The sequence below is a fragment of the Chloroflexota bacterium genome, assembly GCA_016219275.1.
Taxonomy (GTDB): Bacteria; Chloroflexota; Anaerolineae; order UBA4142; family UBA4142; genus JACRBM01.
In genome coordinates this window covers 70,637-95,675 of record JACRBM010000013.1, presented here as the reverse complement: position 1 = coordinate 95,675, position 25,039 = coordinate 70,637, and the positions used below count along the sequence as shown (strand labels likewise).

Genomic DNA, 25,039 nt, shown 5'->3' with positions numbered 1-25,039 from the left:
CGGTCTGCGCGCGCAACAACGGGAAGCGGAACGGCAGGCGGAGCATTTGTTTCAAACGTTGTTGCACAGGGCGTTTGCGACCTAACCCCCGTCCCCTTCCCTTCGAGGGAAGGGGAGAATTACTCCCTCTCCTTTTAGGAGAGGGTTGGGGAGAGGTCGGTCTGCGCGCGCAACAGTGAGAATCAGAATAACAAATTTAAGGGAGACCAAAGTGAAAAACACAACAACGAGTCTTGTAATCAAAATTTTTGTAGTGGTGTTTGGCGTGGCAATCATTGTTTGGGGGCTTGACGCACTGCGAACAAATACTTCGAGTTGGCTCAGCGTGCCGGCAAAAATCTTGGCGCCGGTGTCAGCGAAGGATGGAATCTACTACAGCGGGATGTACGAGTACCAGGTAGGCAACACCCGCTATTCCGATTCCTTTAACGGGACGGACAAATATGAACCGGGACAAGAAATCACCGTGTATTATGACCCCAGTTCGCCCGGTAGCACGATTACTTCACGAGGGGAAATGACGTTCAATGGAATCGTTGGTATTCTGTTCGGGCTTTTTTGTGTCGGAGGCGTCGCCTGGGATACGATCAAGCCCATGGTTGCAAAACGATAAAAGACGATCCGCACAAAATTTACTCGCCCAATTATATATCGCTGATTCTGGTTCCATTGTGCGACGAGTCGCCGACCTGAATCGCAAAAACTTGAACCCGCTTTAACAAGGAGATGACCATTATGCACGCTGTATTTTCGCAATCGGGGTACGTTCTCAAACGACAGGGACTGGCGATCAGTGCCAAGTATCGCCTCTATGGTTCGCAAAACGACACTCCCTTGCTCTTCATCGAAGAAAAATCCCAGTGGATTCCGCCCGATGTGACGACGCACGCGTGGACGGACGAACAAAAGAAACAAGAAATTCTAACGCTCAAGCAAAGCGATAACAAGTTATTTCACACTGAGGTGATTGACGCCGAAACTGGACAAAAGATTGGCGGGCTAGGTATGGCGGCGGATACCGTCTCTGAGATTGTCAAAGATGCCTGGCACATCACGGATGCGGAGGACAAACCAATCGGCAAGGTGTTTGAAAAAAGCATGGGGCAGTCCATCTTACGCCAGATGCTGGGCAACGATCTGCCGCAACAAATGAATATCACGGTCGGGGATACGCTCGTGGCGGAATTGCGCCAAAAGGTCAAGATGATGAGTTACGAGTTGGTGATTGATTTCAGCATGGATGCCGCGCATCTCCTTGACCGTCGCCTAGGGATCGCCGCCGCCATTTACGTTGCGCTTCATCAAGGAAAAGAAACCTAACCCACACAATCAATATCGCGGATTTCCTCCCTTCGCTCAGCGACAAGGTCATTGCGCCCGCAGAGCAACAAGCGAAAGAGTTGGAGAAGAGATAGTACGATGCCGAAGAAGAATTCGCTCAACAAATCTTTAACACAAAAGCCAGCCACAGCGAAAGCCGTACCGCAGACTCCATTCAACTTTGAGCAATCATTCCCGACGATTGCCGAATGGATCAATGAACGTGGCTGGATTGAGATCGGACAACAAGATGATTTCAGCGGAGCATTCGTCCGCGCGCTAGATGCCGGGGGAATGGTGTGGGAGGGCACATTCAGTTATCCGTCGCTCGACCACGCATTGTGCGCGTTGGAAAATGGACTAGAGAAATGGATGGAAGCGAATGGCTAAGAAACGCCGCGCTGAACCTTTGATTCTGCAAATGCTCGAAGCGGAATTTGAACGCGCCCGTAAGAAAACCGTTCCCCCTTTTCCATACGACCCCAAAACCCAGGCGATCAAACTACCCGATGAGATTGTGCTTGAACTACGGACGCTTGTGCGACAAGGTAACAACGTGCTAGCAGTCAAGCGTGTAACGCAACTGACTGGCGCGGGCTTGCGCCTGTCAAAAGATTTTGTGGATGGTTTGGTCAGGGGGTGATAATCAAATGCGACCGGTAGAAAAAGATCCCAAGCGCGAACAACGCATCTATGATGAAATCATCGTGGACGCGAATGGACCCGAAGAGCAAGCAATGGGCTGGTATTATTATTTGCAGGACACGATCCAGTTTCCATTTACCGCGCGTTGCATCGAGGAGCGCGCCATCTCGGTCCTCCGCAAAGGTGATGCGATGGAAATTCTGGGCATGGCGCCGACGAGTGAGTGTGAACACGAAATGTTTGTCGAGACGCGGTGGGAAAAACGCAACCTTGCAATTCCCCTGAGCCAAGTCGAGCCGATTACGCAGACCGATAAGGAGACGCGCGAAGCTGTCGCGGATTGGCATTACTGGGTCAAGCGAGGGTACGTGTTTTGATTCGTCGGTAACGAAAACAAATCGCCAGGGCAATTGACTTTTATGCCATTCTCTTTATAATGCGGTCATCGAAACCGACCTCGAGTTCTTGAGAAACAACGAGCATTCGTTTCCGAAAGACGATGACTGTCGAACGATATAGCGGTCGGACAAGTGCACTCCTAGGGGCGCCATTCGCAAGGCAAGGTCATCGTCATTCTACCGCGCGACGTAATACGAACGGCGGGAATGACGATGTTGTTTTTATAGTCCGTTCACCGTAATCTTCCAACCAAACGCGTGATGAATGGGGGGTAATGACGACGTTGCCCAATGCTCCTCTCGCACGTTCTCCACTGTTGCGAGCCGAAAACCTGCATCTGCACTTTGGCGGGCTTGCCGCGCTGGCGGGGGTCAGTTTTGACATCTACCCCGGCGAAATCCTCGCGCTAATTGGTCCCAATGGCGCTGGCAAAACTAGCGCGCTCAACTGCCTCAATGGATTCTATCGTCCGCAACGCGGCAAGATTCATTTTCAAGGTCGCGATCTCGTGCGGACGCCCACGCACCAAATCCCCCACCTCGGTATTGCGCGCACGTTTCAGAACATCGCTCTCTACACCGGGATGACCGCGCTCGATAATTTGATGGCGGCGCGGCATATTCAGATGAAACAGACTATGCTCGCGAGTATGCTCTATTTTGGTCCCGCGCAGCGCGAAGAAATCGAACATCGCCGCGTGATCGAAGAGATCATTGATTTCCTCGAAATGGAACACATCCGCAAAGCCGTCGTCGGCGCATTGCCGTACGGACTCCGCAAACGCGTCGAACTGGGACGCGCGCTCGCGCTCGAACCGAAACTTCTCTTGCTCGACGAGCCGATGGCAGGCATGAACGTCGAAGAAAAAGAGGACATGGCGCGTTTCATCCTCGACATTCACGAACGACGCAAAATGACGATCATGCTCGTCGAACACGATATGGGTCTCGTGATGGACATCGCGCATCGCATCGTCGTCCTCGATTTCGGCGTCGAGATTGCCGAAGGTACCCCGGACGAGATTCGACATCACTCCGCGGTGATTAAAGCGTATTTGGGCGAAGCGGAACGCAAGAGTAGTGGGACTGGGAACAGTGGGGTAGTGAACAGTGAACAGTGAACAGTTGACCATACGTGGAAGTGATCTCAGTCATCCAACCTCCAATCTCCAACCTCCAACCTCCAACTTCCAATTTCTAACTTCCAACCTCCAGACTCTCCCCCAGTATTTGAAACACTCGGCGGCGCGATTTCCCGCGCGTAAAACCGCGATGCGGAAAAAGATGCTGGGCATTTGGCGCGAGTTCACCTGGCAAGAATCGTACGCGCGCGTCAAATACCTCGCGCTCGGATTGATCCAGCTCGGTGTCACGCGCGGCGACAAGGTTTGCATCATCGGCGATAACGACCCCGAATACTTTTGGGCGCAACTCGCCGTCCAAGCCGCGGGCGGCGTCGCCGTTGGCATCTTTACCGATAGCGCATCCGCCGAGATTCAGTACATCGTTCAACATTCTGATGCGACGCTGGTCTTCGCCAAAGACCAAGAGCAGTGCGACAAACTTGTCGCGATTCGAGACCAGGTATCCGCGGTGCGCCGTGTGATTTATTGGGAAGAACGCGGGCTGTGGAATTATCGCGATGATTGGCTGATGAGTTTCGAGCAAGTCATCGCGCTCGGACGCGAGTCGGACGCACGCGAACCGCGCTGCTTTGACGAACGCCTCGCGCAAGGACGCGCGGACGATCTGGCGATTTTTTGCTACACCTCCGGCACGACCGGACAACCCAAGGGCGCAATGATCACGCACGCCAATCTTCTCGCGGGCGCGCTCAGTTATGGCAAGATTGATCCCAGGTCGGCGCACGACGAGTACCTCTCCTTTCTGCCGCCCGCGTGGATCACCGAAAATGTTTTGGGCTTGGCGGTGCACGTGGTGGACGGCATGATCATCAATTTTCCCGAAGAGCCGGAAACCGTGCAAGAAAACTTGCGCGAGATTTCGCCGCACGCGTTACTGTTCAGTTCGCGGCTCTGGGAAAATCTCTGCTCGACGGTGCAGATGCGGATCAACGATTCATCGTGGATCAATCGCGCGCTCTATCGCCTGTTCATGCCGATCGGTTATCGCTATGCCGACATGCGCTTCAATCAAGGCAGTACGCCGCTACTCTGGCGATGGCTGAACTGGCTTGGCGATGTCGCCGTATTCGCGCCGCTGCGCGACAAACTCGGCTTGATTCGCGTGCGCTCAGCGTACTCGGCGGGCGCGGCGCTCAGCCCGGATGTCGTGCGCTTTTTTCGCGCGATTGGCGTCAGCATCAAAAATTTGTTCGGCTCGACCGAGGCGATTACGCACACGTTGCACGTTGGCAATGACGTCAAGTTTGAGACGGTCGGCGTGCCGCCGCCGGGCATCGAAATAAAAATCGCGCACGATGGACAAGTGCTCGTCAAAGGTCCCACGGTTTTCCAGGGCTATTACAAAAATCCGGATGCGACCGCGAAGGCATTGGTGGATGGTTGGTATCACACCGGCGACGCGGGCTATCTGCGCGAGGACAAGCACCTGATTTATCTCGACCGCATGAAAGATTTGCTCGAACTCGCGACCGGCGATAAATTCTCACCGCAGTACATCGAAGGGCGTCTCAAGTTCAGTCCGTACATCAAAGACATGATGGCAATCGGTAAGGAGCGTCCGTTCGTCGCCGGTATTATCACGATTGATTTTGAGAATGTTGGACGCTGGGCGGAGCGGCGCGGGCTGGGTTACACGACGTTCGTGGATTTGTCGCAAAAACCAGAGACGTACGATTTGATTCGCGCGGATGTCGAACGCGTGAACGCGACCTTGCCCCCGCCGGCGCGCGTTCGCAAGTTCGTGCTGTTGCACAAGGAATTTGATCCCGACGACGCGGAAATGACGCGCACCCGCAAACTGCGCCGCAATGTGATCGAGGATCGTTATCGCGATATGATCGAGACGATGTACGGCGGCGGCGCAGAAGTGCGCGTGAGCGCGGCGGTGAAATATCGCGACGGACGCACCGGCACGATTGAGACGGCGGTGCGCGTGTGTTCGTTGGAGCAGACCACATGAACTGGGAACTCTTTCCGCAATTTTTCGCGACCGGGTTGTTGACGGGCGGCGTGTACGCGCTCGTCGCCCTGGGACTCGTGTTGGTTTACAAGTCGTCGCGCATTTTCAATTTCGCGCAAGGGCACTTGATGATGGTCGGCGCGTTTATCGCGTGGTGGTTCGTCGAAAACCTGGGTTTGGACGTGTGGGTCGCGTTCGGCGCGGCAATCGCCGCGACTGCGCTGTTAGGTTTGGGCGTCGAGCGCGTCGCGCTGCGTCCGCTCATCGGTCAGCCGATTCTCGCGACGATTATGATGACGCTCGCACTCTCCCAGGTTTTGCAAGGCGCGACGATTTTGTTGTTTGGCGCGTCGGATCGCGCGCTGCCGAACCTGTTCCCGTTGCAACCGGTCATCATCGGCGACTTGCGCCTCAAACTGAATCTCGTGATGGCATTCTTGGTGGCAATGCTGGGCTATCTCTCGTTCGTCGTGTTCTTTCGATTCACCAAAGCCGGTCTCGCGATGCGCGCGGCGGCAGAAGACCATCAACTGGCGCAGAGCGTCGGCTTGAGTGTGCCGCGCATTTTCGGACTCGCGTGGATGATCGCCGGTTTGGTCGCGGCGATTGGCGGTGTGTTGCTCGCGAGCATCAGCGGCTTGTCGCTCGTAGTGTCGCTCATCGCCCTCAAAGCATTTGCGGCGGTGTTGTTCGGCGGACTCGAATCCGTCCCCGGCGCGATTATCGGCGGACTGACCGTGGGCGTGATCGAAAGTCTCGCGGCTGGTCTGCCCGCCGACCCAGCGATTCGCGCGCTCAACCTCGGCGAAATCGCGCCGTATATTTTATTGTTGCTCGTGTTGTTCGTTCGCCCAGACGGATTGTTTGGGCTAAAGCGAATTGAGAGAATCTAAATCGCAGTGAACAATAAACCGTGAACAGTGCGATAGGGGTACTGTTGACTGTTGACTGTTGACCGTTCACTGACCAACTGTCCACTGAACACTGGAGTAACATGGCGCTTCGACTTGCCGGCGATTTCGATACATCCTACGCGCACGACATGGCGACGGTCCGCAATCGCGGACAGTGGGCGATGTTTGGCGCGTTCATCCTCGTTTTGTTTGCCTTGCCTTTTTTCGCGGACGCGCACGTGGTCGGCATCATCAATCTGATCGGCATCAGTCTCATCGCCGCGCAAGGACTGAATATCCTGGTCGGGTACACCGGACAAATTTCGTTGGGGCAAGCCGCGTTTATGGCGGTCGGCGCGTACACGTCGGCGGTGTTAGTCAAGTATGGCGTATCGTTCTGGCTAGCGTTGCCGCTCTCCGGTTTGAGCGCGGGCATGGTCGGTCTGCTGTTTGGCTTGCCGGCGTTGCGTATCAAAGGATTTTATTTGGCGATGGCAACGCTCGCCGCGCAATTCATCATCCCCTGGTTTTTCCGCAACGTGCGCGTGGATATTTTTGGCGGAATGCCGGGCATGAAGTTGACGCCGCCGGAACTTTTCGGCATCGTGTTCAATTCACAGCAAACCTTGTTCTTTCCGATCATCGGCACCGTCATCGTCACGACGTTCATCGCGAAAAATATTGTACGCACGCGCCTGGGACGCGCGTTGATCGCGATTCGCGATAACGATCTCTCCGCCGAAGTGCTGGGCATCGCCGTGTTTGCGTACAAACTCCGCGCGTTCTTCCTGTCGGCGCTGTACGCGGGATTGGCGGGGTCGTTGTGGGCGATGTATGCGCGCTCGATCAATCCCGAACAATTTTCGTTGGGACAATCGGTGTGGTATTTGGGCATGGTCATCGTCGGCGGCATGGGACACGGGCTGGGTCCAATTCTGGGCACGACCTTTTTGCGCTTACTCGACGAATTGACCGTGCAAATCGCGCCGATGTTGAGCAAGGTGTTTCCGCAAGTCGAAACGGGCTTGCTCGCCGCGCTCGGTCCGATTCTGTTCGGCGGATCGTTGATGTTGTTTTTGATCTTTGAGCCGCACGGACTCGCGCATCGCTGGGAAATGCTCAAAGCCGCGTGGCGCTTGCGACCCTTCGCACATTGATTTTCGATTGAAAATTCGAGACAGTGGTATGGCACCCGCAAATATTGAATTCACCGCAGAGTCGCGGAGAGCGCGGAGAACGCGGAGAACGCGGAGAAATTCATGATGAAAAACTCGGCGTTCTCAGTGTCCTCTGCGTCCCTGCGGAAAGTTTTTCGAATCATCGGTCTCGATGCTACCCTGTCGAAAATTCGCTCGAGATTCCAAATCGCAAATCGCAAATTGAAAATCGAAAATCCCAAAAGGAGGTGATGATCACGTCAGAATCGAAAATCAAAAATCAAAAATCTGAAATCTGAATTTTCCAAAGGAGGAGAGATGAGAAACAATGTTGTTTTGCTTGCGTTGATCGTCCTCGCGATCATCGCGCTGACCGCGTGTGCGGCGCCGTCGCCGACACCCGTCCCGCCGACTGCCGCACCCAAGCCAACGGATGCACCCAAACCTACGGACGCGCCGAAACCAACGACCGCTCCGGCGACGACTGCACCGCAAGCCACCGCCGCGCCGAAACCGACGGACGCGCCCAAGCCCGCGCTTCGCACGAAAGCGAATCCCGGCGAAAAAATGACGCTGTACCATTTGGGCGACGTGACCGGTCCCTATGCTTCGATCACGACGCCGCTCGTCAGCGGCTTTAGCGATGGCGTCAAGTACATCAACAGCAAGGGCGGCATTCGCGGCGCGGAAGTCCTCGTCGAATGGTCGGATACCGCGAACAAACTCGACCTGGCAATCTCGGCGTACAATCGTTTCCGCGAAAAGAAACCGCTCATCATGCAGTTGTACGGCTCGACCGAGACGGAAGGATTGCGCGATCGCTTTGCCGAAGACAAAGTACCGGTGATGACCGCGGGTGTGAGCGCCAAAGGTTCGTATCCGCCGAGCTATGTCTTTGCCATCGTGCCCATTTACTCGGATCAATTCGGCTTGTTCCTGGATTGGGTCAAGGCAAACTGGGACAAGGTCAAACCCGCTAAAGGTCAAGCCCTGGATTCGCCCAAGGTCGCAGTGCTAACCTGGGACTCGGCGTTTGGACGCGGCGCGTTGACGGATGAGAGCAAGGCATACGCCGAAAAGCTGGGCATCAAAATCATCACCCAGGAATTCTTTGCCGTGGGCGCGCCGGATGTGACCACGCAAATTCTCGCGGCGAAAAAAGCCGGCGCGAACGTGATTTTCACGAATACGCTCGCGCACGGTCCCGCGCAAATTCTCAAGGACGCCGTCTCGCTCGGCGTGCGCGATGAATTCCTGATCGGCGGTTGCAACTGGACGATGGATACGTCCATGCTGGGTCTGGCGAAAGAAGCGTCCGAGGGATTCTACGGCGTTTTGCCCAACCAGTGGTGGGACGATGCCGATCAACCCGGCGTCAAACTGATCACCGAACAGTTCACGGCGAATCAGCGCAAGCCGGCGGAACGCAGCGTGGGCTATCTCCTGGCATTCGCGTTCACGGATGCGATGAAGCAGTACATCGAAAAGACGATTGACCGCGTGGGCTTTGAGGGCTTGACCGGTCAAGCGGTGTACGAAACGATGATTAGCGGCGAAATCAAACCGACTGATGGCGTCACCACTTTTGATTTCAACAAAGATCGGCGCGCGACGACCAAGGCGCGCATCGCGCAAGTCAAAGGTGGCAAGTTCGTCTATGTGACCGACTGGATGACGACGCCGGATCTCAAACCCAAATAACTGCAGAGGTGCAGAGGAGCACGGGAGCAGAGGAGACAAGGACGTTCTCCCCTGCTCCCCCTCTCCCTGCTTCCCTGCTGTGTTTAGACGCAGATGCTCAAACTCAACAACATCGAAGTGGTCTATTCCGATGTGATCCTGGTTCTACGCGGCGTGACCCTGCAAGTAGAACCTGGGCAGATCGTCGCGCTGCTGGGCGCGAACGGCGCGGGCAAGACCACCACACTCAAAGCGATCTCCGGTTTGTTGCACACCGAACTCGGCGAGGTGACGCGCGGCTCGATCGAGTGGAATGGCGCGCGCCTGGATCGGAAAAAGCCGGAAGCGATTGTGCAACAGGGCATCATTCAAGTGCTCGAAGGTCGCCGGCTCTTTTCGCATCTGACCGTCGAAGAAAACTTGCAGGTTGGTGGCATCGGTCGGCAGAACGGATCGGACCTCAAGCGCGATCTCGAAATGGTCTATCACTATTTCCCGCGCCTGCGCGATCTGCGCGGACGCGTCAGCGGCTATCTGTCCGGCGGCGAGCAACAAATGGTCGTGATCGGTCGCGCGTTGATGGGGCATCCGAAATTGATGTTGCTCGACGAACCATCGCTGGGACTTGCGCCGCTCATCGTCCAGGAAATTTTCGACAACATCGCGACCATCAATCGCGCCGAACAGATGGCGATCCTGCTCGTCGAACAAAACGCGGTCGTCGCGCTCAATGTGGCGCATCACGGGTACGTGATGGAGAACGGACGCATCGTGCTGGATGCGCCGGCGGATAAACTGCGCGAGAACGAAGACATCAAGGAATTCTATCTCGGCTTGACCCAGGTTGGCGCGCGCAAGAGTTATCGCGAGGTCAAACACTACAAGCGGCGAAAACGCTGGCTGGGGTAGCGCTAGTGTTCAGTATTCAGTGTTCAGTGTCCACTGTCCACCGAATTGATACTGAATACTGAACACTGAATACTGAATACTAATCATGTACAACGCACACATCATCGGCTGGGGCAAATATCTCCCTGGCAAAGTCGTAACGAACGAGGAACTCGCCAAAACGTCGCCGGTTGATCCCGAATGGGTCAAGACGCGCACGGGGATCGAGTCGCGCCACCTTGCCGAACCAAAACAGGCGAGCGCGGACATGGCGACGCGCGCCGCGCGCACCGCGTTGACGGTCGCCGATCTTGCGCCGGCGCAAGTGGATTTGATCATTTGCGCGACCAACACCCCGGACTATTTATTTCCAGCGACCGCGTGCCTCGTCCAAGACGCGCTCGGCGCGACGAATGCCGGGGCGTTCGATCTCGCCGCCGGTTGTTCTGGCTTTGTGTACGCGCTCACCGTCGCCGACCGGTTCATTCGCAGCGGCGCGTATCGGCATATTCTCGTCATCGGCACAGAGACCGCCTCGCGCATTTTGCCCTGGCACGATTCGCTCTGTGCGTTCTTCGGCGACGGCGCGGGCGCGGTCGTGCTTGCCGCAAACGAACAACCCGGCGGTTTGCTCTCGTTCATGCTCAAAGCGGATGGCTCCGGCGGCAAGTTGCTTATTTTGCCCGGCGGCGGCAGTCGCAATCCGATGAGCCAGGAGGCGCTCGACCAGGGTTTGCAATTCGGGCGCACGGACGGACGCGCGATCTATCGCTTTGGCTTGCGCGCGATGATTCACACCGCGCGCGAGGTTTTGCGCTCGGCAAAGTTGAACGTTGACGATATTGATTTATTCATTCCGCATCAAACGAATCAAACGCTGATTCATCAGACCGCGCAAAAATTACGCATCCCGCCGGAAAAAACCTTCGTCAACGTCGCGCGCTATGCCAACACCTCGTCCGCCTCGATTCCGATTGCGTTGTGCGACGCGATCGAGCAAGGTCGCATCAAGCCCGGTTCGCGCGTGCTCATCACCGTGTTTGGCGGCGGACTGACGTACGCCGGCATGGTGTGGCACTGGTCGCAACCGGTGGCGCGCAAACCCATGTCGCTCGCGCGGCGATTCTGGCACGCGTTGTGGGATGCTCAAGCCGCGTTCCAATCGCGTTTTTTTCAGCTCGAACACCGGCTCGAATCGCTCGCGCCAAGCGAAGATGCGGAGGAGAAAGAATAGAATCCGGCTCATTAGAATCCAGGTTTCTTCGAGAAACCTGGATTTTGGCGAAGATAGTAACACAAGGAGGAGCACATGCCACGAGCAAAATCCGTGTTATTGGATCGCGAGCTCGCGCGCTTGGTTAAACACGCGTACACCAACGCGCCTGCGATCAAAAAGATTTTTGACGACGCCCAGATCAAACCCGGCGAAATCAAACGCGTCGCCGATTTGGAGCGCGTCCCAGTCACGAGCAAGGACAAACTCGCGCGGATGCAACAAGAAAATCCGCCCTTTGGCGGATTCCTTGCCGTCAAGCCGAATCGGCTCAAGCACATTTTTCTCTCGCCCGGTCCCTTGTATGAACCGCACGGCGCGGAGAAAGCGTTGGTCAAAACCGCCGGTCAGGTTTTCAAACTGGCTGGCTTTCAGCGCGGCGATATCGCGCTGAACACGCTGTCGTATCACCTCGTCCCCGCCGGGTTGTTGCTCGATGCCGGTTTGCATGCCGCCGGCGCGACGGTCGTGCCGAGCGGCGTCGGCAACACCGAGTTGCAGGTCAAGATGATGCTCGATTTGCGCGTGACCGGTTATGCCGGCACACCCAGTTTCTTGATGACGATCATCAAGAAAGCGGAAGAGATGGGTTTGAATTTCAAAGAGAAATTCGTTCTGCGCCACGCACTCTTCACCGCCGAACCCTATCCGCCGTCGCTGCGCCAGCAGTTCGAAGGAGTGTACGGATTACAAACACTCAACGCGTACGCGACCGCCGAACTGGGATTCCTCGCGTATGATGACGAGACCAAGACTTGCTTACGCTTTGTCGAAGGCGTCGTCGTCGAAATCGTTGATCCGCAGACCGGCAAGCGTGTGGGCGTGCGCGAGCCGGGCGAAGTCGTCGTGACAACGTTCAACGAAACGTATCCGATCATCCGGCTTGGCACCGGCGATATGGCGATCTACGCGGATGATTCGTTCCAAAAAATGATGCTCGTCGGTCGCGTGGGCGAAGCGGTCAAAGTGCGCGGCATGTTCGTCCATCCGAATCAACTCAAGTTGGCGATGAGTAAATTCCCGGCGATTGCGCGCGTCCAGGGTGTCGTCACGCGCCCGGACAATGTGCGCGATCATTTCACGATCAAGGTCGAACTGGCGCAACCCATTGGCGAACCCGACGTGTTGAGCAAGAGTTTCGCGGACGTGGTACGCGATCTCTGTCGCGTCGGCGTAGACCAGGTCGAATTTATTCCTGCCGGCAGTCTGTCGGCAGACGCTAGGACGATGGTGGACGAAAGAAAATGGGAATAGTCTAAGCGCCGTACTCTTCGTTTGCCAACACGCGCGTGACCAACTCATCGCGCGCATCGCGTTCGATTAATTCGCGTGCGCGTTCGCCGGGCGAACCAAACCCACCGCCGCCCGCTGTTTCGATGCTGACCATTTCGTGCGCATCGTCGAGAGCAATCACACCGGTGTTCGACGTGATTTCTTCGCGTGACAATTCTTTGCGGTTCCACACGATGCGTGTCCGTTTCCCCGGCGCGCCGCCCACCAATCCTTCGGGCGGCACGACTTGGCGATGGGGCCACAACATCACAAAAAGTTTTCCGACGTAATTTACCAGACGCGAAATCGTGACGCGTTGTCCCAATCCGCCGCGATGTTTCCCTGCGCCGCCGGAATCCGGCACGAGTTCTTTTTCGTGCACCAGCACCGGCACGGCGACCTCGAACAATTCGACCGGGACATTCGATGCACTGCTCGGAAAGATCGTCGCCGACGCGCCATCGCCGTGCGCGTTGCCGCCCAGCCCACCCGAGTTGAACAACCACGCGTTGAACGTCGAGTCGTCTTGCGCGATGCCGTACACTTTGTAGCCGGTCATCAATCCACCCGATGCCATCACGCGATCAGGGATCACGCGTGACAGCGCGCCAAAAATCAGCGGCGCGATGTACCAACCGGTGCGCGTGCGATTCGTCACTGACGACGGCGGCTTGCAGTTGAGCACGCTGCCTGCCGGCGCGATGACGCGGATCGGCTGGTAGCATCCCGAGTTGCTCGGCACCTCCGGCAACAGCGCGCACTTGAGCGAGTACGCCGTGTGCGCGAGCGTATACGTCAGCGTGCAATTGATTCCACCGCGCGGATGTTGCGGCGCAGAGCCGGTGTAATCCACTGTGATTTCATCGCCGTTAACTTTAACCGCGACCTGCAACGGCAGAGGACCATCGAGTTCGTCGAACGTGAGCGCGCACGTGTACGTCCCATCCGGCACCGCGCGAATCGCGTCGCGCATCGCCGCTTCGGAACGCGCGTGAATTTCATCCGCGATGCCATCGAGTCCATCCAGGTTGTATTCGTCGAGCAGCGCCAACGCTCTTGCCGCGCCAACTTGCGCCGCGCTGACTTGCGCGTGAATGTCGCCGATCACCATATCCGGCACGCGCACATTCGCGCGCACAAAATCGAGTACCGCATCAACGAGTTTGCCCTCGGCATACAAACGTGTCGGCGGAATGAACAATCCTTCTTCGTACACTTCATGCACCGCGTTCGAATCGAGCGCGCCGCCAATGTCTGCCATGTGCCCAATGCTGCCGGCAAAACCGACGCGCTTGCCGTTGCGGAAAAACGGCAAAATCACGGCGATGTCCGGTTGATGTCCGGCGCACAGCCACGGATCGTTCGTGATGTAAATGTCGCCGGGACGAATGCCGTCTTCGCCATACTTTTCGATGAAATGTTTTGTGACGTGCGGCAAGGTCTGATTGAACACCGGCATACTGCGCGTCGCGTGCGCCAAACCGCGCCCCCGACTATCGAGCAATTCGCAACCGAAATCATTTGCCGCGCCGATCACTGTCGAGAACGACGTGCGCAACATTGTCACCGCCATCTCGTCTACGAGCGAGATGAGGCGACTCCATAAAATTTCAAGTGTGAGTGAATCGAAAGAACTCATTACTATCCTCAGTTAATCCGCGAATAACGCGAATCTTCGCGAATCTTTTTGTTCGTTTATTCGCGTTTATTCGCGAGATTCGCGGATAAATTATTTCGCCTTGATGATCAAGTTCAGTTTTTCATCCACGGTCAACTCCATGTCCGGCGGAACAATCGCCGTGGACTCGCGCTCTTCGACGATCGCGGGACCCGTGAATTGCATTCCTGGGATCATTTTGTAACGATCGTACACTGGCGTCGCGACGAACCCAGCTTTGCCAAAGTACGCGCGCCGTTCGCCGCGTTGTGCCGCCGTCGCATCGCCAGCACGCGACGCGACCCAGGTTTGCATCGGCGGACGTGGACCGGATACGGTGATGCGCCAACTCAAAAATTCGAGCGACCGGATTTGCGGCAAGTGACCGTACCGTTGTTCGTACAGGCGCATGAATCTTTCGCTGACCTGGGTCCTGTGTTCATCGCCTAGTGATTCGTGCGGGAGCGGCACCGTCAACTCGTGCAATTGTCCGACGAATCGCCCATCTGCACTACGTTCGACCGTGACGCCTTCGCGCACGCCGGCTTCGGCGAGCAGTGCTTCGCCCTTGTTTTGCAAATCGCCGAGGATGTGTTCGACTTGCGCCAGATCAACGCGATCCCACCGCGTCGGGAACGATTGCACCAATTCGAACGACAGCGGTGCGATGAGCAGACCGACGGCAGATACAACACCGGCAGAAGGCGGACAAATCACTTCGGGTGCGTTCAAAATGCGCGCGACGCCCGCGCCGTGGATCGGACCGCCGCCGCCGTACGCGAGCACGGCAAACTTGCGCGGGTCTTGCGCCTGCTCGATGACGTGAATCTTTGCCGCCGCCGCCATGTTTTCGTTGACGAGCGAATGAATGCCCCACGCGGCTTCGACCGGCGAAAGGTTTAGCGCCTTGGCGATGCGTTCCATCGCGCGCTCTGCCGCGGCGACGTTCAACTTCATTCTGCCGCCGAGAAAATAATCGGGATTGAGATAACCCAGGAGCAAATTCGCATCGGTCACCGTTGGCGCGTCGCCGCCGAGATCATAACACGCGGGACCTGGGTCGGCGGACGCGCTTTGCGGACCGACCTTGAGCAAGCCCAGCCGATCCAGGTGCGCGATGCTGCCGCCGCCCGCGCCAATTTCGATCATGTCAATCGAAGGAAATTGCAACGGCAAGCCGCTGCCTTTGCGAAAACGCGACACGCGCGCGACTTCCAAGCCGCGCGCGAGCGCGGGCTGACCGTTTTGAATCAAACACAATTTTGCGGTCGTGCCGCCCATGTCAAACGAAATCACGTTCGGGCGATTCGCGGTCAGGCCAAAGTGTGACGCGGCAATCGCGCCGGCGGCTGGACCTGACTCGACGAGGCGAATCGGAAAATCGGATGCGGTGCGCGTTGAAGTGCTTCCGCCCGACGAGAGCATCAAATACAGTCGCCCGGTATAACCTTGGTCCTGTAACAATTTTTCGAGCCGATTCAAATAATCGCGCAAGCGCGGCTGGACGTACGCGTTCGCAACCGTCGTCGAGGTGCGTTCGTATTCGCGAATCTCCGGCGCAACCTGGGACGACAACGACAGCGGCACGCCGGGCAACGCGCTCGCGATGAATCGCGCAACGCGCTCTTCGTTTTGCGAATTGCGAAAGGCATGCAAGAACGAAATCGCAATCGCTTGTACGTGCTCGGCGCGTAATCGCTCGCCAATCGCGCGCAGTTCATTTTCGTCTGGCTCGATCATGACATTGCCATCGCGATCGCTGCGTTCGGCGACGCCAAAGCGCAAATAGCGCGGCACGAGTGGTTCGGGGAATTGCAGGAACAAATCGTAAATGTCATAGCGTTGCTCGTTGCGAATCTCGAGAATGTCACGAAATCCTTTCGTCGTCAGCAGCGCGACCTTCGCACCGGTGCGTTCGATGAGTGTATTCGCGACGAGCGTCGTGCCGTGAATCGCAGTTTCGACCTGGGAGGCGTTTACCCCGGCGTACTCGAACAAACCGCGTAAGCCAGTCATCACGCCTTGCGCGGGGTCGTGCGGCGTCGTCAATTCCTTCCACACTTTGAGTTCGCCGGTCGCTTGATCGAGCAAAGCAAAATCGGTGAACGTTCCACCGATGTCAAATCCTAGCCGATAACGTCGTGTGCTATCATTAGACATTCTCTGTAATCCTCTGAATTATTTATCCGCGAATAACGCGAATAACGCGAATAAAAAATCAAAAATTCGCGAAGATTCGCGTTATTCGCGGATAATTCTTGTCTACCGTTGCAGAGTTTGCAAAAAAATCAACGAGCCGTAGCGCGATTGGATTTTCTGCCACTCGTCCGCATCGTAAAACTGGCAACGTCCCGCGGTGAACAGCTTGGCGACCTCGACGCAAAACCGCGTCGCCATTTCGTCATCGTACACGTGATTTGCGCCGGTTGCGGGACCTGGGACGGGAACCTCGGATGTGAGCGCAACTCCGACGACCGGCGCGCTCGTCGCCGTCGAGGGTTGCAGGATGCTGTTGAGATGATAAATATCGTTGCCGTACGGAGTTATGTCCTGGGTCGTGATCGGAAAGACGACCGGCATTTTGCCGGTGACCCAGGATATCACGTTGAGCAAATCCTCGCTCACGCGCAAGATGTATCCCTCTTTCACCGTCGGCGAAATTGCAAAGCCGCGCTGATTGATGATACGATTGCCGCGCGTCGTGTCCACCGAAAGAACCGCTTGCATTTCCGGCTGCACTTGGCGCACGATCATCGTGTGGATGCCGACCGGCGAACCCATGAACGGCGTCGGCGCGTGCGGCTGTGTTGGTGCGTGCGGACAAATGTGTGTTGTGATGCGTACATCGCCGGGCAGAACATCGCCATTTCGGCGCAGGTCCGCAAGTTTGAGCGCAGCGCTCAGTGCGACAATCGCGCCATCCGCATCGGACACGAGACCGATTTGCGCCGGGCGCGCGCCGATGCCGCCCAACTGACCCAGGATGCCGAGCGTTGGACCATTGCCGTTGCCACGAATCGCGCACGAAATAAAATCGGTGTGACCTTGTTCGCCGGTCACGCGCTCGACGACGACGTCATCCGCGCCGCGCGCTTTCAATATATCAGCGACCTGGGTTCCGGTCACGTGCGCGCTGTCGAGCAGTTCGTAAATTTCCAAAACTTGTTTCAATGCCACATTCAACCTCATTCATTCGCGAATCCCATATTTTTTATTCGCGAAGATTCGCGAGATTCGCGGATAATCAATTCCGAAATGGCGACACGTCTGGGTCGGGGATCGGCATCGCGGCGAGGAGATTTCGCGTGTACGGTTCGCGCGGCGCGGTGAAAATCCGCTCCGTGTCGCCCTCTTCGACAATCTTGCCATGATAGATCAGCGCGACGCGGTCGCAAATGTAACGAATGACCCCGAGGTCGTGCGATATAAAGAGGTATGTCAATTTTAATCGCTTTTGCAAATCGTCGAGCAAATTCAAAATCTGCGCTTGCACCGATACGTCGAGCGCGGAGGTTGGCTCGTCGAGAATGACGAGGCGCGGGTGCAACGCGAGCGCGCGCGCAATGCCGATGCGTTGGCGCTGCCCGCCGGAAAATTCGTGCGGAAAGCGATACAAGTACTGGCGGCTCAGGTTTACGAGTTCGAGCAGTTCGACGACGCGCGTGGTTAGGGCTTCGCCGCGCAGTTTCGTGTGGATGACGAGCGGCTCGGCGATAATGTCGCGCACGGTGAGGCGCGGGTTGAGCGACGCGTACGGGTCTTGAAAGACGATTTGCATTTCGGCGCGGCGGCGGCGCATTTCTTCCGGCGGCAAGCGCAAAATGTCCACGCCGTTAAAGCGCACCTGACCGAACGACGGTTCTTCGAGACGCAAGAGGCAGCGCGCAATCGTGCTCTTGCCCGACCCCGATTCGCCGACGAGACCGAAACTGCTCCCTGCCGCAATCGAAAAATTCACGCCGTCCACCGCTCTAATCGTGCCGATGGTGCGGGTGAACATTCCACCGCGCAAAGGATAATGTTTACCGAGATTTTCAACTTGAAGTAACACGGTCATGTTTTTCTTTTGTCCGCGAATAACGCGAATAACGCGAATAAAAAACAAGAAAAGATTCGCGAAGATTCGCGTTGTTCGCGGATAAAACTATTTTTTTGGATATAAATAGCACGCGACTTGATGAGCGGTTTCAAGCGATGTTGTTGCCGGGAACGCGGTGCGGCACACGGGCATCGCGTGCGGACAGCGCGGTTCAAAGCGACAACCCGGCGGCGGATGAATTAGATTTGGGATATTGCCCGGCACACCCAGGAGTTCACCGCGCATAGTCTGGGGCGTTGGAATTGAGCGCAACAGTCCTTGCGTGTACGGATGGCTCGGATGCTTGAACACGCGCCGCGCCGTGCCGCTCTCGACAATATTGCCGGCGTACATCACCGCGACCTCGTCGCACAACTGCGCGACAACACCCAGGTTGTGCGTGATGAGCAAAACGCTCAGGTGAAACTCTTTGACCAGCCCGTAGAACAGTCGCAGAATTTGCGCTTGCACCGACACGTCGAGCGCGGTCGTCGGCTCGTCCGCGATGAGCAGTTGCGGCTGACCCAGGAGCGCCATCGCGATCAACACGCGTTGCCGCATCCCTCCGCTGAACTCGTGCGGATAACCATCAATGCGCCGCGCGGCGTCTTCAATGCCAACGTGTTCGAGCAATTCAATCGCGCGTGTACGCGCCGCTTGCCGGCGTCCGCCTGCCGAAGCGTACTTGCCGAGCAAACTCGTGTCGCCGGATTGCTCGACGATGTGCAGCGCGACGTCAATCATCTGCTCGCTGATTTTGAAAACCGGGTTGAGGTTCGTCGCCGGGTCTTGGAAAATCATCGCGATGCGGCGTCCGCGCAATTTCCGCATTTCCGATTCGGGGAGACGCATCACGTTTTGCCCATCGAACCAGATTTCCCCGCGTGGATAATTGCCCGGTGGCGTGGCGACAAGGCGCGAGATAGACAAGCCGGTGAGCGTCTTGCCGCACCCGGTCTCGCCGACCAAGCCCATGACGACGCCGCGCCGCAGCGTGAGGTTGACGCCGTTGAGCACATGTGATGTGCCGTCGAACGTTTTGATGTCGAGATAGAGATCGCGAATGTCGAGAAGTGGTTGGGTGGTCATTCGTTCTTTCGAGCGTGCCCAGTCGCTAGGTGTTTTCTACGGTTTGCGTTAGCGGCTCCGTTGCGCGCATGGTTAGCCCGCCTTGTTCCTTACAACCCAGATCATTTGCCCAGACTCTTTGGTTAGTGCGCTCTTAAAAAAATCGCCATAGACTGCCTCGATGGAAAAACCAACTCGTTTTAGCAGATGCTCCATCTCAAATCGAAACACACAATGCAATGGCATGGGGTTCATCTCCCATCGCTCAATCACACTTCCATCTGCGCTTGTCTCTTCCCACCTTAACGTCACAGCCGCAGTTTGTGTGGATGGCTCAAAGGTCCACAAGTAAAAAGTGCGGATTTTCTGCCCGGTGATTGGATGGATTAGTTCACGACCAGTTTCAAAGGCGGGTTCTTTCTTCGTGACCAGTTCCCCAAGCCAACTTACATCCTGATGATCAAGGTGTACCACCAGAGTTCCGTCTGCTAGAAGATGCCGCTTGATATTTTCAAGACACTTTACCTGGTCATCGGGTGTAAGCATAAATTGGAACGAGTGCCCAGGTATTATTACAAGCCCGAATTTCTTGTCGATCTCAAATGTCCGCATGTCACCCTGTACCCAGGAAATGTTTGAGACCCCGATACTTTTTCCGCGCGCGATTTCCAACAACTCTGGTGAGAGATCAAGACCAGTAATGGTGGCTCCATCCTGTGCAAGGCGTATGGCAATCCGACCCGTCCCGCAGGCAATTTCAAGCACGTCAATGTATTTGGAGTTGACATTGGCGACTAACTCACGATAGAAATTCACTGCCCCTTGCCAATCTGGTACCCTGACATCATAAAGTTGAGCGTATAACTCTTTAGCCGTTTGTTTCATCTACGAGGAACTCCCATCCTCGGTGATTTCTTTGTGTATGTGCGACGTGCCATCGAACGTTTTGATGTTGAGATAGAGAAGATCACGCATCTTGGATAACATTTGTCTTTGCTCAATCCATTGGCACGCTTCCGTTCGTCGCTTGTAATTCGCGTTGGGTCTGGCTTGCCGCCCACCCTTCCGAAATTCTCAGCAACACGACACCACCAAGAATCATCAAACTTCCGCCAAGCTGTATGCCGGTCAATCGCTCACCCAACAACGCGTACGCGATCACGGCGGTAAATGCCGGCTCCAACGTCACAACCAAATTTGCGACGCTCGACGGTAGATAACTCAGACTGACGTTGTACAGTCCAAAACCAAAAACCGTCGGACCTGCCGCGAGCAAGAACAAGATTATCCAACCGGCAAGCGCGTTGCCCAGCCAGAAAAAATCGCGCAGAGTGGATGCAGTGCCAGGAATGATTTGTCCGGGGATCAAATTGAACAACAACAAAAACAGTGCGGCAAAACCAAACGTGTAGAACAAGGTCGTCCATGGATTCAAGCCGCGTTGCGATGCCGAACGTCCCAGCAAACTGTAACCGGCATAACCCAGACCGGAAAAGATGCCAGTGAAAATACCGAGCACGTTTGCGCGCCACGTCGCCGGGTCTAACGCACCTGAGACGAGCGCGCAACCGATCAGACTGATGATGACGACCAGGACTTTCGTCCAGTCCAATCGTTCCTTCAGCAACCACCAACCCAGCAACGCGGTAAACCCCGCCGAGCAATAGACCAACACGGTCGCAACCGCCGCGCCGTTCAGCGCAACGGCGAGCGTCCACAGCGAATTGAACATCGCCAGCACAAATCCATAGGCGATGAGATAGATCAAATCCTGGCGGTTGATTCGCAATGTGATTGCGCGATTCAACGCGAGCACCGGCAACAAGGTGAGCGCGACGAAACTATCGCGCCAGAAGGCAAGCACGAGCGCCGGAATCTGATAGGTCTGGGTGAGATGGCGGATAAAGATCGCGGTCAGTGACAAGACCGCCGCGCTCGCAAGCGCGATGACATAGCCGCGCGTCAGGTTCGAGTTGTTGGAAGCAGGGTTGGACATGGATTCGCGTTATCGTTTTGCGCGCGGGTCGAGCACATCGCGCAAGCCATCGCCGAGCAGGTTGAAGCCGAACACGGTAATGAACAATGCCAAGCCGGGAAAAATCGGATACCACCAGTACTGCGGCACGTAACTGCGCGCCGCGCTGAACATCGCGCCCCACTCCGGCGTCGGCGGCTTCGCGCCCACGCCGACGAAACCGAGCGCCGCCGCCGTCAAAATCGCAAAGCCCATGTCGAGCGACATTTTCACGATGATGGGCGAGGTGATGTTCGGTAGGATGTGCGTAAAGATGATGCGCCAATGACTTGCGCCGGACGCGCGTGCGGCTTGCACGTACAAATCCTGTTTGCGCGACGATACTTCGGCTTGCACCAAGCGCGCATAACCGGGCCACCACACGAGCGAAATCGCCAGCATCATATTTTGAATGCTTGCGCCGAGCGCGGCGGCAATCGCAATCGCAAGAATCAAACTGGGCACGGTCAGGAAAATATCGGTGAATCGCATGATGATTTCGTTGACGAGTCCGCCGAAATAGCCGGCGAGCGCGCCCAGCACAATGCCAATCGTCGTCGCGATGATGAGCACGATGACGCCGACCGACAGCGACACGCGCGAGCCGATGACGACGAGTGTGAACACATCGTGTCCCAGCTCATCCGTGCCGAACCAGTGCGCCGCGCTCGGCGGTTGAAAGCGTTCCTTGACGCGAATCGCGCCTTCGGCGTCTTGGGGGTACGGCACGAAATACGGACCCAGGATCGCGACGAGAAAAATGAACACGATGAGCGCCAACCCGACGAGTGACAGCTTGCTCTGCCGAAAGCGATAAAAGCCGCGCTGCCAATTTTCGATGCGGCTTGCATTTTGTTCGCGCCAGCGAGTGAGTGAAATGGTCATGTGTACCGAATCCGTGGATCGAACAGACCGTACATCAAATCAATGATCACGTTCATAATGACGAACGTCACGCCGATGATAAGCGTCACGCCCATGATCGGTTGAAAGTCGAGCGAGATGATCGAGGTCGTCGCGTACAAGCCGATGCCGGGCCAATCGAAGACGGTCTCGACGAGCACCGAGCCGCCTAACAGCCAGCCAAAGTACAGACCGATCACGGTGAGCGTCGAGATGAACGCGTTCTTGAGCACGTACTTGAACAAAATCAAATTCATCGGCAAGCCGAGCGCGCGTTCGGTCAGCACGTAATCCTGTTGCAGAATTTCGAGCACGCTCGCGCGCATCATCCGCGTGATCGTCGCGAGCGGTGAGAGCGAAAGCGCGAACGCCGGCAGGATCATGTGTTTGAGCGCAGTGCCGAGTGCGTCCCAGTTTTGCGCGAGGATCGAATCCAGCGTGAGAAAGCCGGTGACGGTGGGCGGCGGCGCTTCGAGCGTGGGAAAGCGCGAGCCAAGCGGCAGAACGCCGATGATGATGCCAAACAGAATTTGCAAAAGGAGCGCCAGGAAAAATCGCGGCGAGGAAATAAAGGCGAGCGAAAAAACGCGGATCAAGTTATCGGGCGCGCGGTCGCGCGCGACGGCGGAGATGATGCCGAACGGAATGCCGAGCGCGATCGCGACGAACATCGCCGCGAGGATCAATTCAATCGTCGCCGGGAAAAATAGACGGAGGTCGTCGGCGACTTGGCGACGCGTCATGATCGAGCGACCGAGATCGCCGCACACCAAGCCGGAAACGTAGCGCACGTACTGCGTCGGCAGGGGTTCGTCCACGCCGTACTCTTTGGCGAGCGCGGCGATTTCTTCTTTCGTTGCTTGCGGACCGGCGACGAGCATGACCGGGTCGCCGGGAATGAGATGCGAGATCGTGAATGTCAGGATTGACAGTCCGATCAAGACGGGAATCATGAACAGGATGCGACGAATCAGGTAGGATGCCATGCGATAGCAAATTTATCATTGCGAGAAGCGGAGCGACGAAGCAATCTCCAAGCCGCTTGGAGATTGCTTCGCTCCGCTCGCAATGACAGTGTGTGACTTACTTCAACGACAACGGGAAGAACTCGATCGCGTTCGACGCAATGGGGACGAACTTCCAGCCGAGCACGGAATCGCGCATCGCGAGCTTGCGCTTTTCGAGCACGCCGAAAATGTCCGGCGCGTCTTCGACGAGTTGCTTTTGCAGATCGCTGTACAGCTTGACGCGTTCAGCCTCAGTCGTCGCGGTGCGCGCCTTGTCAATCAGCTCGTTCACCTTGGTGCTGTTGTACGTCGGATTCGTCCAGTTGCCATTTTGCGAACCGTGATACGTTGGGAACGCGATGTTGTCCGGGTCGGCATAGTTCGCGGTCTGGAACACTGGGAAGAAATCGGGCGTCGTCTTGGGTTCCTTGGTCAACGCGACCATGTCCGTCCAGACGAGTTGCTTGACGTCGAGATCAATGTTCAGTTTCTTGAGACTATCGAGCAGGATCAAACCGAACTTACGCTCGATTTCGAGACCCGACACGTAGATGTACGATAATTTGATGCCGCCGGTCGGAGATTTGGATTTGGCGAGAAATTCTTTCGCCTTGGTCAAATCGGTGCGATAGACGTCGAGTTTCGGATCCGCGCCCAGGATGCCGGGCGGCAAGGGACCGGTCATCAGGACCGCGTGATCCGTTCCTTCTGCGTCGAGCATCGCTTGATAATCGAACGCGTACGAAATCGCTTTACGCAGATTCACGTCGGTGAGCGGACCATTCTGCGTGTTGAACTTGAGCGAGAAGGTGCGGAATTCCGGTTCCATCGCGAGCACGACGCCGGACGAACCTTTTAGCGCGACCATGTCATCGTAGGTCAGGTCTACCGCGATGTGCGCGTCACCCTTTTGCACCGCGAGGCGTTGCGATGATGTTTCGCGCGTGATCTTCCAGATCGCGCCGGTCAAATTGCCCGCGCCGTCTTTCTTCCAGTACTCTTTCGCGCGTTCGAGTTCGTAGAGGTTCCCAGGTTCCCAGCGCTTGATGACGAACGGACCGGAACCGGCTTCGTGATCCTTGAGCCAGGTCTGCCCATCGTCCGCGCCCTTGTTCGCTTCGACGACTTTGGGATTGACGATGAACATCCAGGGAAGCACCGACATGAAGGGCGCGAACGGTTTGGTCAATTTGATCTTGATGGTCGTGGCATCAACGACGGTCGCACTCTTGTCGTCCATCGCCGAGGCAAACATCCAGTTGCCACCCTTTTTCAACTTGAGCGAACGGTTGAACGAGTACTGGACGGCTTCGGCAGTGACGGACGACCCATCGTGGAACTTGGCGTCTTTGACCAGTTTGAACGTGTACTCCAAACCGTCTGACGAAATCGTCCACGATTCGGCGAGCTGGGGTACGATCTTGGCTGGGTTGCCTTCGTAGCGCACGAGTGGATCGTAGACATTGCGGTGCATCGCGCGGTTCGAGTACCCATCGCCGGTGTGTGGGTCGAGGTTGGCGATGTCTTGACCGCTCGCGACGATCAAGACCTTGGGCGTCGCTGGCTGAGCGGCGACGGTTGGCTTGGGCACATCGGTCGGCTTGGCGACCGGAGCGGCGGTTGCCGGCGCAGTCGTTGCCGCGGGCTTGGGCGCGTCGGTGGGTTTGGGCGCGGCAGTTGG

The 25,039-nt window shown here is 56.5% G+C and carries 23 protein-coding genes; 13 read left to right on the top strand and 10 right to left on the bottom strand.

What is annotated here, in order from left to right; genetic code table 11:
* Window positions 1-211: 211 nt before the first annotated feature.
* The 13 genes from HY868_02020 (at window position 212) to HY868_01960 (ending at window position 12,613) form a co-directional block, all read left to right on the top strand.
* Complete coding sequence (locus HY868_02020; GenBank protein ID MBI5300886.1) at window positions 212-613, top strand: DUF3592 domain-containing protein; 402 nt, start codon at window positions 212-214, stop codon at window positions 611-613.
* Window positions 614-735: 122 nt separating this feature from the next.
* Window positions 736-1,320 (top strand): hypothetical protein, encoded by a 585-nt coding sequence (locus HY868_02015; GenBank protein MBI5300885.1) that lies wholly within the window; start codon window positions 736-738, stop codon window positions 1,318-1,320.
* 201 nt (window positions 1,321-1,521) lie between these two features.
* On the top strand, window positions 1,522-1,710 hold the full coding sequence (locus tag HY868_02010) for a hypothetical protein (protein ID MBI5300884.1): 189 nt from the start codon (window positions 1,522-1,524) through the stop codon (window positions 1,708-1,710).
* Window positions 1,703-1,963: a hypothetical protein gene (locus HY868_02005; GenBank protein ID MBI5300883.1), complete on the top strand. Its 261-nt coding sequence runs from the start codon at window positions 1,703-1,705 to the stop codon at window positions 1,961-1,963. Before HY868_02010 ends, HY868_02005 begins: the two co-directional genes overlap by 8 nt.
* A 7-nt stretch (window positions 1,964-1,970) precedes the next feature.
* Window positions 1,971-2,342: a calcium-binding protein gene (locus HY868_02000; GenBank protein MBI5300882.1), complete on the top strand. Its 372-nt coding sequence runs from the start codon at window positions 1,971-1,973 to the stop codon at window positions 2,340-2,342.
* A gap of 296 nt (window positions 2,343-2,638) precedes the next feature.
* Window positions 2,639-3,484 carry an ABC transporter ATP-binding protein gene (locus HY868_01995; GenBank protein ID MBI5300881.1) on the top strand — a complete coding sequence of 282 codons (846 nt, stop codon included), beginning with the start codon at window positions 2,639-2,641 and terminating at the stop codon, window positions 3,482-3,484.
* Window positions 3,485-3,635: 151 nt separating this feature from the next.
* Window positions 3,636-5,468: an AMP-binding protein gene (locus tag HY868_01990; protein MBI5300880.1), complete on the top strand. Its 1,833-nt coding sequence runs from the start codon at window positions 3,636-3,638 to the stop codon at window positions 5,466-5,468.
* Entirely contained in the window at window positions 5,465-6,361 is an 897-nt protein-coding gene (locus tag HY868_01985) for a branched-chain amino acid ABC transporter permease (protein MBI5300879.1), read from the top strand. Before HY868_01990 ends, HY868_01985 begins: the two co-directional genes overlap by 4 nt.
* 101 nt (window positions 6,362-6,462) lie before the next feature.
* Window positions 6,463-7,518: a branched-chain amino acid ABC transporter permease gene (locus HY868_01980; protein MBI5300878.1), complete on the top strand. Its 1,056-nt coding sequence runs from the start codon at window positions 6,463-6,465 to the stop codon at window positions 7,516-7,518.
* A gap of 318 nt (window positions 7,519-7,836) precedes the next feature.
* Window positions 7,837-9,219 carry an ABC transporter substrate-binding protein gene (locus HY868_01975; GenBank protein MBI5300877.1) on the top strand — a complete coding sequence of 461 codons (1,383 nt, stop codon included), beginning with the start codon at window positions 7,837-7,839 and terminating at the stop codon, window positions 9,217-9,219.
* Between the two features lie 93 nt (window positions 9,220-9,312).
* Entirely contained in the window at window positions 9,313-10,107 is a 795-nt protein-coding gene (locus tag HY868_01970; GenBank protein ID MBI5300876.1) for an ABC transporter ATP-binding protein, read from the top strand.
* Between the two features lie 85 nt (window positions 10,108-10,192).
* Window positions 10,193-11,320 carry a ketoacyl-ACP synthase III gene (locus HY868_01965; protein MBI5300875.1) on the top strand — a complete coding sequence of 376 codons (1,128 nt, stop codon included), beginning with the start codon at window positions 10,193-10,195 and terminating at the stop codon, window positions 11,318-11,320.
* Window positions 11,321-11,395: 75 nt separating this feature from the next.
* Window positions 11,396-12,613 carry an AMP-binding protein gene (locus HY868_01960; GenBank protein ID MBI5300874.1) on the top strand — a complete coding sequence of 406 codons (1,218 nt, stop codon included), beginning with the start codon at window positions 11,396-11,398 and terminating at the stop codon, window positions 12,611-12,613.
* Window position 12,614: 1 nt separating this feature from the next.
* Here HY868_01960 and HY868_01955 read toward each other — a convergent pair whose 3' ends face one another.
* The 10 genes from HY868_01955 to HY868_01910 all read right to left on the bottom strand — a co-directional run bounded on the left by HY868_01955 (window position 12,615) and on the right by HY868_01910 (window position 24,832).
* Entirely contained in the window at window positions 12,615-14,270 is a 1,656-nt protein-coding gene (locus tag HY868_01955) for a hydantoinase B/oxoprolinase family protein (protein MBI5300873.1), read from the bottom strand.
* A gap of 90 nt (window positions 14,271-14,360) precedes the next feature.
* Complete coding sequence (locus tag HY868_01950) at window positions 14,361-16,448, bottom strand: hydantoinase/oxoprolinase family protein (protein ID MBI5300872.1); 2,088 nt, start codon at window positions 16,446-16,448, stop codon at window positions 14,361-14,363.
* 102 nt (window positions 16,449-16,550) lie between these two features.
* Window positions 16,551-17,465, bottom strand: coding sequence for a DUF1177 domain-containing protein (locus HY868_01945; protein MBI5300871.1), 915 nt, complete (start codon window positions 17,463-17,465; stop codon window positions 16,551-16,553).
* A gap of 67 nt (window positions 17,466-17,532) precedes the next feature.
* Window positions 17,533-18,345: an ABC transporter ATP-binding protein gene (locus tag HY868_01940; protein ID MBI5300870.1), complete on the bottom strand. Its 813-nt coding sequence runs from the start codon at window positions 18,343-18,345 to the stop codon at window positions 17,533-17,535.
* 87 nt (window positions 18,346-18,432) lie between these two features.
* Window positions 18,433-19,455: an ABC transporter ATP-binding protein gene (locus HY868_01935; GenBank protein MBI5300869.1), complete on the bottom strand. Its 1,023-nt coding sequence runs from the start codon at window positions 19,453-19,455 to the stop codon at window positions 18,433-18,435.
* Between the two features lie 72 nt (window positions 19,456-19,527).
* Window positions 19,528-20,319, bottom strand: coding sequence for a class I SAM-dependent methyltransferase (locus HY868_01930; protein MBI5300868.1), 792 nt, complete (start codon window positions 20,317-20,319; stop codon window positions 19,528-19,530).
* 112 nt (window positions 20,320-20,431) lie between these two features.
* Window positions 20,432-21,430 carry a DMT family transporter gene (locus HY868_01925; protein ID MBI5300867.1) on the bottom strand — a complete coding sequence of 333 codons (999 nt, stop codon included), beginning with the start codon at window positions 21,428-21,430 and terminating at the stop codon, window positions 20,432-20,434.
* A gap of 9 nt (window positions 21,431-21,439) precedes the next feature.
* Complete coding sequence (locus tag HY868_01920) at window positions 21,440-22,333, bottom strand: ABC transporter permease (protein MBI5300866.1); 894 nt, start codon at window positions 22,331-22,333, stop codon at window positions 21,440-21,442.
* Window positions 22,330-23,337, bottom strand: a complete 1,008-nt coding sequence (locus tag HY868_01915; protein ID MBI5300865.1) for an ABC transporter permease — start codon at window positions 23,335-23,337, stop codon at window positions 22,330-22,332. The genes HY868_01920 and HY868_01915 overlap by 4 nt, the downstream gene beginning before the upstream one ends.
* Window positions 23,338-23,434: 97 nt before the next feature.
* Entirely contained in the window at window positions 23,435-24,832 is a 1,398-nt protein-coding gene (locus tag HY868_01910) for an ABC transporter substrate-binding protein (protein ID MBI5300864.1), read from the bottom strand.
* Window positions 24,833-25,039: the final 207 nt, after the last annotated feature.

Coding starts and splice junctions, on each gene's coding strand:
- HY868_02015 (MBI5300885.1), top strand. CDS start 736: ATGCACGCTGTATTTTCGCAATCGGGGTACGTTCTCAAACGACAGGGA.
- HY868_02005 (MBI5300883.1), top strand. CDS start 1,703: ATGGCTAAGAAACGCCGCGCTGAACCTTTGATTCTGCAAATGCTCGAA.
- HY868_02000 (MBI5300882.1), top strand. CDS start 1,971: ATGCGACCGGTAGAAAAAGATCCCAAGCGCGAACAACGCATCTATGAT.
- HY868_01995 (MBI5300881.1), top strand. CDS start 2,639: ATGACGACGTTGCCCAATGCTCCTCTCGCACGTTCTCCACTGTTGCGA.
- HY868_01990 (MBI5300880.1), top strand. CDS start 3,636: ATGCGGAAAAAGATGCTGGGCATTTGGCGCGAGTTCACCTGGCAAGAA.
- HY868_01985 (MBI5300879.1), top strand. CDS start 5,465: ATGAACTGGGAACTCTTTCCGCAATTTTTCGCGACCGGGTTGTTGACG.
- HY868_01980 (MBI5300878.1), top strand. CDS start 6,463: ATGGCGCTTCGACTTGCCGGCGATTTCGATACATCCTACGCGCACGAC.
- HY868_01975 (MBI5300877.1), top strand. CDS start 7,837: ATGAGAAACAATGTTGTTTTGCTTGCGTTGATCGTCCTCGCGATCATC.
- HY868_01970 (MBI5300876.1), top strand. CDS start 9,313: ATGCTCAAACTCAACAACATCGAAGTGGTCTATTCCGATGTGATCCTG.
- HY868_01965 (MBI5300875.1), top strand. CDS start 10,193: ATGTACAACGCACACATCATCGGCTGGGGCAAATATCTCCCTGGCAAA.
- HY868_01960 (MBI5300874.1), top strand. CDS start 11,396: ATGCCACGAGCAAAATCCGTGTTATTGGATCGCGAGCTCGCGCGCTTG.
- HY868_01955 (MBI5300873.1), bottom strand. CDS start 14,270: ATGAGTTCTTTCGATTCACTCACACTTGAAATTTTATGGAGTCGCCTC.
- HY868_01950 (MBI5300872.1), bottom strand. CDS start 16,448: ATGTCTAATGATAGCACACGACGTTATCGGCTAGGATTTGACATCGGT.
- HY868_01940 (MBI5300870.1), bottom strand. CDS start 18,345: ATGACCGTGTTACTTCAAGTTGAAAATCTCGGTAAACATTATCCTTTG.
- HY868_01935 (MBI5300869.1), bottom strand. CDS start 19,455: ATGACCACCCAACCACTTCTCGACATTCGCGATCTCTATCTCGACATC.
- HY868_01930 (MBI5300868.1), bottom strand. CDS start 20,319: ATGAAACAAACGGCTAAAGAGTTATACGCTCAACTTTATGATGTCAGG.
- HY868_01925 (MBI5300867.1), bottom strand. CDS start 21,430: ATGTCCAACCCTGCTTCCAACAACTCGAACCTGACGCGCGGCTATGTC.
- HY868_01920 (MBI5300866.1), bottom strand. CDS start 22,333: ATGACCATTTCACTCACTCGCTGGCGCGAACAAAATGCAAGCCGCATC.
- HY868_01915 (MBI5300865.1), bottom strand. CDS start 23,337: ATGGCATCCTACCTGATTCGTCGCATCCTGTTCATGATTCCCGTCTTG.
- HY868_01910 (MBI5300864.1), bottom strand. CDS start 24,832: ATGCACCGCAATGTCTACGATCCACTCGTGCGCTACGAAGGCAACCCA.